Origin of the sequence: Christiangramia sediminis (assembly GCF_020552705.1) — a bacterium.
Classification (GTDB): Bacteria; Bacteroidota; Bacteroidia; order Flavobacteriales; family Flavobacteriaceae; genus Christiangramia; species Christiangramia sediminis.
The window spans coordinates 130,678-144,076 of the sequence record NZ_JAJBZG010000005.1; the positions used below are offsets into that span (position 1 = coordinate 130,678).

The following is a 13,399-nucleotide window of genomic DNA, read 5'->3' on the forward strand; positions in this document are numbered from 1 at the left end:
GGTTAAAGATATTAAGGCTTTTTATGAATATCCAAAAAAGCACATAAAAAAAGGCACTCTAAAAGAGTGCCTTTGTAGTATATATATTCTTATGAAATTAGTAACTCCACATATCCTGTTCAAAGTTTCTGATTTGTTCTTTGATACGTTGGGATTCTAGTAATTGCATAAAGGCATTATCTGCAATATACTCATCGATCTCACGGTCTCCCTGGACGTTATCTTCTTTGTAGATGACTCCGTCAAATCTTCGCGAATTCAATAAATGATCAAAAGATATTTCCTGTGAGGTATTCCCTCCAGTGAAAACTTTAGCTTCATGAAGAATTTCTCTCGCATCTGGATACCACACCCAGAATAATTCTACAAGGTCAGTTTGCCCTGAATCTATAAAGTTAACATCTGGCGCCACAGGGGCGATCCCTAATAATCTATATTTCAATTCAGCTAATCTCTTATCGAAATACCACATTCCTCGAATATGATATTCGGCAATATCGGCCGCACCAAGATCACGACGATCAATAAACTGAGCATCTACCTCTTCACCGGCATTATATTGTTCAATACCAAGATCTGTGGTATCCACCTTAGATAAGGTAGCCCCAATATCTTTCAGAGTACGTTTTTCGGTAAAATATGAATCCGCATAAACGTTTTCGATCTTACCTTCCTTAATACCTTTTACAAGAACATCGTAAAGAGATCTCCTGTTTGTACCAATGTTATTGGTATCAATTGGGTAATAAAGAGGGAAATTTACTCTTTCATCAAGATCAACGATCTCCCAGGTCCCTTTAGACCACAAGATATCACGATCTCCAACATAACCATATTCTAATGGTTTATCTTCTGCATCTACTAATGCCTGAGCTTCCGATTTTTTCCCGATATCATCAGGTTTATCCGCGTTCAGTATGTTTGCCTGACCGAAAGAAGATATACCCAGCATCATCACAAAACCATATACAAAAAATTCTTTCTTGCTCATTTTAAAATATTTTAGTTTGTAAGCTCTATCACTACGGGAGCTACTTTTTTAAGCTTATAGCTTGAGTTTCCTGCAAGAGAAGCATTGATATCATAAATAGTAACCGACTCACCTCTACCAGCTCTTCTTAAAGCATTTTGAGCAGCACCATCTAGTTTGTTTCCATTCACAACCACCGTAGGTTGTCCTGGTACTTTGAATTTAAATCCGGTTACGTTAAGATTAAGGTCAAAATCGAAATCTGGTAAATTAGCACCAACCGTTGCGATCTCAAGGCTATTTCTTTGCATGGAAACAGCACCGTCTTCACCACGAATGGTTCCTACAGGTCTTGGAATATCTTTTACTCTGAAGGACTTCTTATCTGAAACAGTTTTACCTCCTGGAAGCGTACCACTAACACTAATGGTTACTTCTCTTGCCTGTAAAGTAGTTACATCCATAAGATAACTTCCCGCACCACCAGACTGTCTAAGACCCGGAGCATTAGCACTTACACTGCTTACGCCAGGAATAGAAATCGTCATTGGGTTTTGTACACCACGATACACGACGTTCATCTTGTCTGCAGAAATAACTGCTGAGTTTGGCAAAGGAATTACGTTATAAGAATCAGAGATTGGAATACTTTTCAATGAATCATTTTCCATGTATTTAAGCTCTCCGGTAATTTTTTGCTCCCCAACATTTCCTGCAGGGAATTCTAACATTACCTGTCCTGCCTGAGTATTCTCTACTTCTTTCCCGTTTATTACAACGTTCTCAAACTGAAGTGTATTATCAAATCGACCTAATACTACTTTCCCAGTAAAATTCTCTCCACTAAAGAAAGCTGGTTTACTCGGAATTACAATGGCCTGATAGTTCTTTAAAGAAACATCACTCTGAAGCTGACCCGAAAGCATGGAAGAAAGAATTTCACTTTCTGTGCTCTTAATATCGGCTTGCATTTGAGTAAGCTGAGTAATGGACGCTACCAAAGGAAATCCTTCGAAACGATATTTTAACCAGGGTACTTTTGCCCCTTCAACATTTTCAGGTTCCGTTGCAAATTCTCTTTGAATATTTACCTTGCTTGCAATAGCCGGGTATTCCCCACTAAGTATTTCAGAAATATTTTCTCTGTACTGTTCGATATTGTTCAAGAATTCTTCTCCTTTTGGAGAAATTCTACCACTCTGGAAGAACATTTCATCCATTGCGCTAGACTGATCCATAGTTTCATAATCTGTAGGATCATCTACAGAAGTCTTTAATTCATTCTTGATCCCTTCAATATATTCATTAAGATTTGAAGAAAGTTCATGAATTCTATCTGCATCTTCCTTAATGGAAGTATATTTTGCTGGTTGCTCTTCTACCTTGGTAGCAAGCCCAGCCATCAATGCATTATTTCTTTCAGCATAATTAGCTGTAGATGCATTTAATTTTTCGTTCATTAATCCAAAAGCAGTAAGTACTTCTTTGGACATATTTAGTGCCATCATGGCGATGAAAACCAGGTACATTAGGTTAATCATCTTCTGCCTTGGCGATTGTTTTCCGGATGCCATGTCTAATTATTTATTTTGAAATTAATAAAACAGCTTAATTGAAAAATCAATTAGACTCTTGGTTTTCCGTTCATTGCAGTTAACATTCCTCCATAAACATTGTTTAAAGAAGCCATATTATTTGCAAGTGAATCCATTTGTATTTTTAGTTTTCCAGCGTTTTCAGCTACTTCCTGATTAACCTCTGCCTGTTTGGCTGCAGATTCAACCTGAGCTTTATAAATATTGTTCAATGTCTCCATTTGAGCGGCAGCAACACCTAATTCTTCACTGTACTTCTTTTGAGAAGCCATAGAGTCTACGGTAGGGGCTATACCTTTAGCGGCTCCTTCAAAATTTTTAATACTTTCTCCTAAGGAAGACATAAGATTTGCATCAAGCTTAGCTTCTTTAAGCATAGCATCTAATTTTTTAGAAAGCATTCCTTCAGCTTCCTTCTCTTCAGCAACTACTACATCTCTTCTTCTGCCCTCACCACCGGCAAGTTCAGGATATACTAAAGACCAGTCCAGGTCATCATCTACTGGTTCAAATGCAGAATAAGCAAATACAAGTGCTTCTACTACAAGACCTAAAATTAACATTGGATTTCCTCCAGGCCAGTGCATAATTTTAAACAGGGCACCTAGTATAACTACAGATGCTCCCAGACCATACACCATGTTGGTCACCTTTTTTGTTCCTCTTGAATTTGCCATAACTCTAATGTTTAGATTTTCTTGATTGTTTTATTGATAGGTTTAAGTTCTAATTTTAATTATGGATTCTTCTGGTTAAGGGTCACATCTGTTCCAAGATAATCCTGAACGGTTCTGAAACCAATATAACTTCTTGCTGAATCCATATACTCATAATCCCTTGAGCTTACCTGAAGGAAGTATGCAACATCTTTCCATGATCCTCCACGTACAACTTTTCTACGATCTTCAGGATTATTAACGGTAGGGTTCATAGTAGACATATATTCATATGATCCCGGATCGTATGATGAATCTACCCATTCCGCAACGTTACCGGCCATATTGTAAAGGCCATAATCGTTAGGATCGTAAGATTTTGCTTCAACAGTATACAAAGCCTGATCGGCAGCATAATCACCTCGTAAGGGCTTAAAATTCGCCATAAAGCAACCTCTGTCGTTCAAGGTATATGGACCACCCCATGGGTAAGAAGCTCCTTCCAGACCACCTCTTGCAGCATATTCCCACTCCCCTTCGGTAGGTAGTCTATAAGACGGAACATTCGCATCTCCTTTTTGACGACGGAAATCGTTATGATTTTTTGTTCTCCACTGTGTAAAAGCTCTGGCCTGTTTCCAGGAAACACCTACCACTGGATAATCATCAAATGCACTATGCCAGAAATAGTCATTGTGCATAGGTTCATTATAAGAATAGTTAAAATCCTTTATCCAAACCGTGGTATCAGGATAAATAGCTACTTCTTCATTCTTAATGAAATTACTCCTTTTCCCCTGCGTCTTAGCAGCGGATTGAATATCCATATAAGAATATTTGAATTTTAATTTTTTTACATCTATCGTACGTTGTCCATTATAAACCTCGTCCATTGGGATGTACATAGAATCCATTACCTCAGCATAATACACATCAGGATAATCATCAGTATCCCAGTATATTTCAACATCATTATTCAATTTTCTATTTTCATAGTCATCTGTTGGACCACCCTGACCGTAGGTGTTTAGCATATATTCCTGGTAAGGAGTAAGATTCTCTGGATCGGCATCTGCAAAAGCAAATTCCCCGATACCATCATCTCCGGGCATAGCGCCCTGAAGCTCTGCCATTTTAGCAAGTTCCACACGTACTATGGAATCTCTTACATACTCTACGAATTGCCTGTATTCTGAATTGGTTATTTCCGTTTCATCCATATAGAATGAACGAACGGTAACCGTTTTAGGAGGCGCATTTTTCTGATCGGCTATATCATCATCAGATTTACCCATAACAAAAGCACCACCAGGGATCAATGTCATACCATAAGGCTTCTCCGGATTCCACTTCTTTCCCTCCGCACCTACAAGCTGTCCACGATCACCTCCGCCACAGCTTGAAAGCAAGGCTAGAACAGCAATGAGCGAAATATACTTCTTCATAATTATCTTAGGTTAAGACATTTTGATTTACGGCAGTAAACCTATCTAATTATTTTTTAAAAAACAATATTTCAGATAAAAATACAGTAAATCAGAATAATGTCTGAATATAATTTTAGACTTCGTTTTTTCTTTTGGCTTTATACCAGCGTTCCGGGATTACCTGATTGCACGCTTCAAGATAATCTTCTTCGCTGCAAGGTAATAACGTATGCCTTTTTAATTTAGTATTTACGTTCGACAAAAATGGAATTTCTATCCACCATCGTCCACTTACAGGACTTTTAAAAAATACAAGTACTTCATCATCTATGGGCACCTGATACTTTATAAACTCCTTTTTCGCTGAAATAGTATTTTCATTAGTACGATAATTCACTCCTTCAATGAAATACCATATAATTTGAGAAACCAGCATATTCGCAAGGTCTCCCAGTTCATTTTGATATTCGTAAACTCCAAAAGATGAAACCTTATCACTAATTCCAGCGTATCTGGATAATGCACAAATCTCCCTGCCATTAAACCCATTAGGCGAATTAAAAAAACCTGAATTGGATGAAGCTGAATCTATCGATCCCAGGTCTAGACCCACCAGATTTGCATTTCTAAATATAGGTTCCATTAATGAAATATCAGAGGTCACCTCACCTAACCTGTAGGCCTCAAAAAAGAGACGTTCCATTAATTCAATTTCTTCCTGTGAATTAAAATAAGTTTGATAACCTACAGCCGAATAATTAAATAAATTATAAGGCTTATCAACTACGATTTTTCCTACATAAGATTGATTGGAAATCATCTTTTCGGCATCTCCAAGATCAAACCTGCTATCAATATTTACGAGGTTAACCATTTGATCTAATTTATCATAGGCTCTATATTGCGCATAAATAAGATCCTGCCCACCTCCTATAATCACAGGTACTATATCTTGTTTTATAAGACTTTCAACGAGGGTTTGAACTGCAAAATAGGTATCTTCAACTGTTGCTCCCGCGTTTATATCTCCAAGATCTGCCAGCTTAAGCCTCCAGTTTCCAGGATATAGTCTATAAAACTGACTCCTTATTTTATCAAAAGCGGGAGAATCGGTTTTTTTTACCGCTCTTCTATTCTCACGTACTCCGAAAATGGCCACATTTACTCCTTCTACATCAGGAATACCTGATCTTTCAGTATGAAGTTTAATTTGGGCACCTATGGATTGCTGATTCAAATGGCTAATCTCGCCCAGTAGATCTTCATGCACCGGACTAAGAAAATCGAACTCCATGCTTTATTTCTTTTTCGTGGTTTTCTTATGAGTAGTTTTTTTCTTCGCAGCGGGTTTTTTCTTCGCAGCAGGCTTCTTCTTTTTCTTGGTATTCTTCTCGATGATGTCTTTCACCTCTTCCAATGTAAGCTCTTCTGCGTTTGTAGTCTTGGGAAGCTCCACCTTGGTCTTACCCTTGATAACATTAAATCTGCCCCATCTTGCTTTTTCTACCCTGATACCTTCTTCCTCCCAGTGATGTATCAATTTATCACGCTCTTTCTGAAGTTTATCTTCTATAAGTTGTTCGATATCCTTATCAGAAAGGTTATCAAAATCGTATTTTTTGTTCACGTTAATGAACATATCGTTCCATTTCAAATAAGGCCCGAATCTACCCACTCCCTTTTGTACAGGATGGTCTTTATACTCATAAATAGGCGCATCTGCCTTTTCTTTCTCCTTCACTAGTTCCATGGCACGGTCAAAGTCTACATTTAAAGGATCTTCGCCTTTTTCCAGGGAAACGAATTTCTTTCCGAATCTTACATAAGGGCCATATCTCCCATTATTAACTTCAACATTCTCGCCCTTGTATTCTCCCAGTTTCTTTGGAAGCTGGAACAGGTCCATCGCTTCTTCATAAGTCAGCGTTTCCATATTCTGGTCCGGGCTAAGACTGGCAAATTTTGGCTTCTCGTCATCTTCCACGCTTCCAATTTGAACCATAGGCCCAAATTTTCCTAATCTTACGCTCACGGGTTTTCCACTTTCAGGATCTTCACCAAGGATTCTCTCCCCAACTTCCCTGTCGGCATTTTTTGCAACGTCCTGAACATGAGGATGAAAATCTTTATAGAATTCTTTCATCATTACCGTCCACTCCTCATTTCCTTCAGCAATATTATCAAAGCTTTCTTCAACTTTCGCCGTGAAATTGTAATCCAGAATATTGGAGAAGTGATTTACAAGAAAATCATTTACCACCATTCCAGTCGCGGTTGGCACTAGCTTACCCTTGTCACTACCAACGGTTTCGGTTAATTTTTTTTCAGAAAACTTATCATTTTTCAGTTCAAACTGAACATAATCTCTTTCTGTTCCATCTACTGAGCCTTTTTCAATATAATTTCTACTCTGTACAGTAGAGATTGTCGGCGCATAGGTGGATGGTCTACCAATACCTAGTTCTTCCAGTTTCTTAACCAGGGAAGCCTCGGTATATCTATAAGGAGGACGGGTAAATCTCTCCGTTGCAGTTATATATTCATTATTAAGCGGTTGCTGAACTTTTAGAGCAGGCAACATTCCGCTTTGTTCTTCATCTTCGTCATCACTTCCCTCAAGGTAAACTTTTAGAAAACCATCAAATTTCAAAACTTCACCGTTCGCAGTAAAATGATTATCATGCTTATCTGCTTCAATCTTCACATTGGTTCTCTCTAACTGCGCATCGCTCATCTGGGAAGCAATTGCTCTTTTCCAGATAAGATCATACAATCGCTGCTGATCACGCTCTCCTGAAATGGAATGCTTCTGAAATCCGGTAGGCCTGATAGCCTCGTGAGCTTCCTGTGCCCCTTTAGACTTTCCTTTGAACTGACGGGTCTTGGAATATTTCTCGCCGTAGGCTTTAAGGATCTCTTCTTTAGCTCCTTTTCTAGCATCTTCTGAAAGGTTCACACTATCAGTTCTCATATAAGTAATATGACCGGCCTCGTATAAACGCTGAGCCAGAGTCATGGTTTTACTTACTGAAAAATATAATTTTCTTGCTGCTTCTTGTTGTAATGTAGAAGTAGTAAAAGGCGGTGCCGGATTTTTCTTGGCCGGTTTCGTTGTAAGATCGGCAACTTTAAAGTTCGCCCCGATATTATTTTTCAGAAACTTCTCAGCTTCTTCCTTTGTTTCAAAATTCTTAGGAATTTTTGCTTTGAAAGATTTTCCATCTTCCGTAGAAAATTCAGCATCAATTCTATAAGAGGCATGTGGCTTAAAATCTGTGATCTCACGCTCTCTTTCTACAATAAGTCTTACGGCAACTGATTGCACCCGACCGGCAGAAAGTCCGCCTTTAACTTTTCTCCATAAGACAGGTGAAAGTTCGTAACCCACCAGTCTGTCCAGAACACGCCTGGCCTGCTGAGCATTTACGAGGTTATAATCTATGCTACGCGGATTTTCTATTGCACGAAGTATCGCAGATTTTGTGATCTCATGAAAAACAATACGCTTTGTTTTTTCCTTTTTTAGCTTAAGCTCCTCTGCCAAATGCCAGGCTATCGCTTCTCCTTCACGATCCTCATCACTAGCGAGCCATACCATTTCAGCTGTTTTAGCAAGCCCTTTAAGCTTCCTAACTACATCCTTTTTATCTTTGGATACAATATATTTAGGTGTAAAATCTCCTTCAGTATCTACTCCAATTTCCTTGGTTGGTAGATCTGCTATATGCCCAAAACTGGAAGCGACCTTATAGTCTTTTCCCAGAAATTTTTCAATGGTTTTAGCCTTCGCAGGAGACTCAACAATCACTAAATTCTTAGCCATAAATCTGTTGGTTTGTAGTTGCAAAAGTATATCAAATTTTTCTTCTGCCCGTTAAACTTGCATTAAAACCGAAAGATCAGCCATGGAAACACCTGAATTAGACGCTTGTCTGGGAGTAAAAAAAACTCAAAAGACAGGGGGATATATGAAACTATCTGGTAAAATAAAATACGGAAGAGGCTCCCGCCAGGTCATATTTTAGGTCTGGAGCGATATTTCCAGAAATTGAAGTAGCATCATTAAATGCAAGTATACGACCTCCATTATTAAGAGCTTCAGCGACAAATATCACATTGTAAGCCTTATCATAAACAAGGTTTACAGGATTACCCAGCTGGGTGTTAGCGCCAGAAATTCTTAATTGCTCATCTATTCCTATAAAACCTCCATTGGTCGCATTTGAAAATTTAGATTCAAAATCCTGAATGATGTGAAGAGCACCGTCGGTTGCAGATTCAGCTTCTCCAATATCAGAAAGAACCATAGTTCCTTTATCGAAATCCAGGCCATGAGATCTGATCAATCCCTGGAAACCAACAATTTTATCGGCAGTAATAATTCTATTGCTGGTATGTGTTTCAATAAAATTCCTGTACATCGCTATTTTATTCGTTTCATCTACCGCGGCATAAAGATCTGAACCTACAAATTCCAGCCCCCAGACTTTAAATTTAGTGATCAACACATTTCTTAAGACAAAGCCTGTTTCAGTTTTAACATATATAAAGAGTCTTCCCTCCGGTGTCGCTTCATCTCCATCAAGATCGGTATCGTCTGAAACCACGAAGAACTGTCCGTTAACTGCAAGATCTCTGGGACTCTCAAATTCTGAAGTTCCTATCAATCCCAATTCCGGATCTTTTGTGCCACCAGCACCAAGCTCACTTATATTAGTGTAAGATTCAATTTGATTTGAGGACCGGGAAACAATACTAAACGCATCATCTTCAGGAGAAAAATAGAAACCTTCAATATCTGAGGAATTAACTGCATAATTTGTAACCACGGCATCATTAATGTCATAGCGCCTTACCTGGCCATTATGCGAGGTGGCATATAAATGTGCGGTCGCAGAAGTTTCCACTCCAGCGTTTAGGTCGTCATTATTATTACACGACCAAAGAGAAAAAATTATAAAACTTAAAAGAAATAAATGTGATCTATTCAAAACTAAATTTTTTACGAAGATATAACGTAGTAAATCTCGCGGTAGTCTAATGACGTTAAAAATCTGTTATTTGAATCTATTTTAACGCTCTTTTCAACTCATTCTTTACATATTAAGATATGGAAAAAAGTAATAAAAAAAATAAAGTTGCAGTGATTACCGGTGCCAGTAGTGGAATTGGTAAAGCTATTGCAGAAAAACTGGCAGCAGAGAATTACAGAATTGTTCTAGCCAGCCGAAGTACAGATAAGCTAAGGGAAATTCAAAAGAAGTTAGACACTGAATCTCTGGTCGTTGAATTAGATGTTAGCAGCACTGAAAGTGTTACGAAGGCTTTTAATAAAATTGAAGAAAAATTTAACCAGATCGATATTTTGGTGAATTCTGCAGGCGTCATGCCTTTAACTTATCTAAAGAACAGACATCTGGACGAATGGTTGTCTACCATAGAGGTAAATGTGAAGGGTACACTGCGTTGTATCTACTCGGCACTACCGATGATGAAGAAACAACAAGATGGTCATATAGTTAATATTGCTTCTGTAGATGGAAAAGAAATATTTGCCGGCGGAGCCGTTTACGGGGCATCCAAAGCTGCAATTATTGAATTATCCCAGGCAATGAGAATGGAGTTATCTCCTGAATTCAATATAAGAGTTACCGCAATCGAGCCTGGAACTGTAGAAACCGATCTACGAAATGATATCACCGACGAAGAATTACTGAACGATAAAAATTATGATGAAGATGAACCGAAATTGAGCGCTAAGAATATAGCAGACGCAGTCTTCTATGCGATCTCACAGCCAGCTTCGGTCAATGTGAATGAGCTACTTGTAAAACCAACAGGAAAATCCTGATTTGGATCTTAAAAAATTATAAAAATAAAATTATGGGATTAGGACATTTTTTAAAATTAGCAGGAAAATTTATAGCAAGAGGTTTTATATTCAAAGCTGGAAAAAAGGCTGCTGTTAAAGGAGGTAAAGTGGGAATTGGAGCCGCTTCCTTATTAGCAGGAGGTTATATAGGCTATACTTTATTACAAAAGAGGGAAAAGGAATTAAAAAGGAAAAAAGAAAAAAGGGCGACACAGAGAAAGATAGTTGTGTAAAACTCAGCTTACATCTATAATCATTCGCTTCAGATCAATTTAAGCGATTGAAAATGGCAAATAGTTATCTTGAGGGTCAAATATGTGAGATGAAGCAAAAATTAGTTTACTGCCTGTTCTTTTTTATATCTGTTATAACTTTCGCTCAGGATTCAGATTGTGCGTGCTGTTCTTCACAACATTCTCAATTTGATTTTTGGGTTGGAGACTGGGATGTTTTCAATAGAAACGATGAAAAGATCGGAGAGAATCTGGTAGAAAAATTAGAAGACAACTGCATTTTAAACGAGAACTGGAAAGGAGAAAATGGCAGCAGCGGTAAAAGTTATAATTATTATGATCCTGAAGACGACACCTGGAATCAGCTATGGATAAGCAATTCGGGCAATATCCTCAAGTTAAAAGGAAAAGCACAGGTAGATCAAATGATCTTAAAAAGCGAGCTTACCAGAAGTGACAAAGGAGAATTTTATAATCAGATAACCTGGACAAAAAATTCAGATGGAAGTGTAACCCAGTTATGGGAAATCTATGATCCCCAGGGAAATCTTCTCAATACCGCATTTGAAGGAACTTACAGAAAAAAGCAACCTGATTGATTACTGAAAAATACTTTCTGAAGCTTTATTCAGACTTTGCGATGAAGAATCAACACTCTTAAAACTATCTATTCCTTTTTTAAGCCAGTTATAGTATTCATCTGCATCTGGCTCGTATGCTGAAGGCGCAACCAGCATTTCCTCATTATGATCTATAAGCACATAATAGGGCTGAGCATTCGCTTTATATCTGGAAATCTGGAAATCACTCCATTTGTTACCAATACTTTCAATTTCCTTTCCGGTGGTTTCGGAAACATATTGTTCATTTTCCGGCAATTTCCTTTTGTCGTCCACATACAGTGAAACCAGGACCACATCTTTTCTCAAAGTTTCCAGAACCTGGGGCTCACTCCAGACGCGTTCCTCCATTTTTCTGCAATTTACACAGGCATGCCCCGTAAAATCGATCAAAACAGGTAAGTTCTTTTCCCTCGCGTAAGCCAATCCGTCTTTATAATCATGAAAAGAGATGATATCATGAGGCCCATATTCAGCTCCTTCCGGAAGTCCTTCAGAATTTGAAATAAAATTCCCTCCCTTTGAATTTCCAACTCCATCGGGTGACTCACTATATTGAAGAGGTGGAGGAAAGCCACTAATAATTTTCAGGGGAGCTCCCCACAAACCTGGGATCAGGTAAATTGTAAAGATCAATGCAACCAGCCCGGTAAGTAATCTTCCTACTGAAATATGATCTTCTTTTGAATCATGGGGTAAACGAATTTTTCCGAATAAATAAAGAGCCAGCATTCCAAATATTGCTATCCAGATGGCCAGGAATATTTCGCGTTCAATAATATGTAGTTGTAAAACCAGGTCGGCATTAGATAAAAATTTGAAAGCCAGGGCAAGTTCAAGAAAACCCAGGGTGACTTTCACCGTATTTAACCAGCCTCCAGATCTTGGCAGGGTATTGAGCCATCCCGGAAAAGCTGCAAAAAGTCCAAAAGGCAGAGCAATAGCAAGGGAAAAACCTAACATTCCGATAATTGGAGCGATTCCTCCTTTAGAAGCGGCTTCCACCAATAAAGTTCCTACAATTGGACCGGTGCATGAAAAGGATACAATTGCCAGGGCCAGAGCCATAAAAAAGATGCCTATAAGCCCTCCTTTATCTGCTTTAGAATCTATTTTCGTTCCCCAGCTGCTCGGCAGGACTATTTCAAAAGCTCCCATAAATGAAATCGCAAAAATTACCAGGAGAATAAAAAATATGATATTAAACCAGACATTGGTGGAAAGTGCATTAAGAGAATCGGCTCCAAATATAAGAGTGACCAAAGAGCCTAATAATACATAAATTACAATGATAGAAACCCCGTAAAAAATGGCATTTCTTATCCCCGCAGCCCGGGATTTACTTTGTTTTGTAAAGAAACTCACCGTCATGGGAATCATAGGAAACACACAGGGAGTTAGCAACGCGGCAAAACCCGATAAAAAAGCGACTATGAATATTCCCCAGAATGAACGTTTTTCTTCGGGATTGGCAAGCTCAATTTCATCCTTACTTTCTATTTGTGGGTCGGCTGAATTATTTCCCAGCGAAATATCTGCCGCCTCTTCATTTAATATAAATTCAAATTCTTCAGTTTCAAATATACATGCCTTGTCATCACAAACCTGGTACTCTACCTTTGCTTTAATAGCATTGAGTGTAGTATCTAAAAGCTTTATATTCTGGGTAAAAATTGCCTGATTAGAAAAATAGGAAAGTTCCATTTCAAAAACCTGATCATACTCCGTCACCGATTCACTTTCTTCGGTTTTTCCTATAAGTTCATATTTATTTTCAGCATTTTCATAAATAAAAACCGTGGGTAAAGCGCCTCCTTCAGGAAGTTGCTGGGAATATAAATGCCAGTTATCTTCAATAAAAGCAGTAAATATTAGCTGGTATTCTGTTTCGGATACCTTTTCAACGTCAGTATTCCAGTCCACAGGATCGTGGATTTGAGCCTGAGCAAAAAATCCGGCAAGTAAGATGAGAAAGAAAAGACCTTTTTTAAACAAATTGTCTATCATTGAAATCCTGATATAATTA

Annotated in this window: 11 protein-coding genes; 3 read left to right on the plus strand and 8 right to left on the minus strand. The window is 38.2% G+C overall.

Going from position 1 to position 13,399, the window contains the following annotated elements:
- Positions 1 to 97: 97 nt before the first annotated feature.
- The 7 genes from porN to LGQ90_RS09955 form a co-directional block, all read right to left on the minus strand.
- Complete coding sequence (porN, locus tag LGQ90_RS09925) at positions 98 to 991, minus strand: type IX secretion system ring subunit PorN/GldN (RefSeq protein WP_229340668.1); 894 nt, start codon at positions 989 to 991, stop codon at positions 98 to 100.
- Between the two features lie 11 nt (positions 992 to 1,002).
- Positions 1,003 to 2,544: a type IX secretion system motor protein PorM/GldM gene (gene porM / locus LGQ90_RS09930; RefSeq protein ID WP_229340670.1), complete on the minus strand. Its 1,542-nt coding sequence runs from the start codon at positions 2,542 to 2,544 to the stop codon at positions 1,003 to 1,005.
- A gap of 50 nt (positions 2,545 to 2,594) precedes the next feature.
- Positions 2,595 to 3,242, minus strand: coding sequence for a type IX secretion system motor protein PorL/GldL (gene porL / locus LGQ90_RS09935; protein ID WP_229340672.1), 648 nt, complete (start codon positions 3,240 to 3,242; stop codon positions 2,595 to 2,597).
- A 59-nt stretch (positions 3,243 to 3,301) separates the two neighbouring features.
- Entirely contained in the window at positions 3,302 to 4,666 is a 1,365-nt protein-coding gene (gene porK, locus LGQ90_RS09940; protein ID WP_229340674.1) for a T9SS ring complex lipoprotein PorK/GldK, read from the minus strand.
- Positions 4,667 to 4,781: 115 nt separating this feature from the next.
- Complete coding sequence (locus LGQ90_RS09945; protein WP_229340676.1) at positions 4,782 to 5,942, minus strand: formimidoylglutamase; 1,161 nt, start codon at positions 5,940 to 5,942, stop codon at positions 4,782 to 4,784.
- A 3-nt stretch (positions 5,943 to 5,945) separates the two neighbouring features.
- Positions 5,946 to 8,471, minus strand: coding sequence for a type I DNA topoisomerase (gene topA / locus LGQ90_RS09950; protein WP_229340678.1), 2,526 nt, complete (start codon positions 8,469 to 8,471; stop codon positions 5,946 to 5,948).
- A gap of 151 nt (positions 8,472 to 8,622) precedes the next feature.
- Positions 8,623 to 9,555: a hypothetical protein gene (locus LGQ90_RS09955; RefSeq protein ID WP_229340679.1), complete on the minus strand. Its 933-nt coding sequence runs from the start codon at positions 9,553 to 9,555 to the stop codon at positions 8,623 to 8,625.
- 203 nt (positions 9,556 to 9,758) lie between these two features.
- Between LGQ90_RS09955 and LGQ90_RS09960 the strand changes: the two genes are divergently transcribed.
- The 3 genes from LGQ90_RS09960 to LGQ90_RS09970 all read left to right on the plus strand — a co-directional run bounded on the left by LGQ90_RS09960 (position 9,759) and on the right by LGQ90_RS09970 (position 11,352).
- Positions 9,759 to 10,499: an SDR family oxidoreductase gene (locus tag LGQ90_RS09960; protein WP_229340682.1), complete on the plus strand. Its 741-nt coding sequence runs from the start codon at positions 9,759 to 9,761 to the stop codon at positions 10,497 to 10,499.
- Between the two features lie 32 nt (positions 10,500 to 10,531).
- Entirely contained in the window at positions 10,532 to 10,753 is a 222-nt protein-coding gene (locus LGQ90_RS09965) for a hypothetical protein (RefSeq protein WP_229340683.1), read from the plus strand.
- A gap of 89 nt (positions 10,754 to 10,842) precedes the next feature.
- Positions 10,843 to 11,352: a hypothetical protein gene (locus LGQ90_RS09970; protein ID WP_229340685.1), complete on the plus strand. Its 510-nt coding sequence runs from the start codon at positions 10,843 to 10,845 to the stop codon at positions 11,350 to 11,352.
- On the opposite strand, the gene LGQ90_RS09975 is transcribed toward LGQ90_RS09970, so the two are convergent.
- Positions 11,353 to 13,380, minus strand: coding sequence for a protein-disulfide reductase DsbD family protein (locus LGQ90_RS09975; RefSeq protein ID WP_229340688.1), 2,028 nt, complete (start codon positions 13,378 to 13,380; stop codon positions 11,353 to 11,355).
- Positions 13,381 to 13,399 lie beyond the last annotated feature (19 nt).

What these genes read in the sequence shown, in the direction of transcription:
- LGQ90_RS09970 (WP_229340685.1), top strand. Translation starts at nt 10,843, where the DNA reads ATGAAGCAAAAATTAGTTTACTGCCTGTTCTTTTTTATATCTGTTATA.
- topA (WP_229340678.1), bottom strand. Translation starts at nt 8,471, where the DNA reads ATGGCTAAGAATTTAGTGATTGTTGAGTCTCCTGCGAAGGCTAAAACC.
- porM (WP_229340670.1), bottom strand. Translation starts at nt 2,544, where the DNA reads ATGGCATCCGGAAAACAATCGCCAAGGCAGAAGATGATTAACCTAATG.
- porL (WP_229340672.1), bottom strand. Translation starts at nt 3,242, where the DNA reads ATGGCAAATTCAAGAGGAACAAAAAAGGTGACCAACATGGTGTATGGT.
- LGQ90_RS09965 (WP_229340683.1), top strand. Translation starts at nt 10,532, where the DNA reads ATGGGATTAGGACATTTTTTAAAATTAGCAGGAAAATTTATAGCAAGA.
- porN (WP_229340668.1), bottom strand. Translation starts at nt 991, where the DNA reads ATGAGCAAGAAAGAATTTTTTGTATATGGTTTTGTGATGATGCTGGGT.
- LGQ90_RS09975 (WP_229340688.1), bottom strand. Translation starts at nt 13,380, where the DNA reads ATGATAGACAATTTGTTTAAAAAAGGTCTTTTCTTTCTCATCTTACTT.
- porK (WP_229340674.1), bottom strand. Translation starts at nt 4,666, where the DNA reads ATGAAGAAGTATATTTCGCTCATTGCTGTTCTAGCCTTGCTTTCAAGC.
- LGQ90_RS09945 (WP_229340676.1), bottom strand. Translation starts at nt 5,942, where the DNA reads ATGGAGTTCGATTTTCTTAGTCCGGTGCATGAAGATCTACTGGGCGAG.
- LGQ90_RS09960 (WP_229340682.1), top strand. Translation starts at nt 9,759, where the DNA reads ATGGAAAAAAGTAATAAAAAAAATAAAGTTGCAGTGATTACCGGTGCC.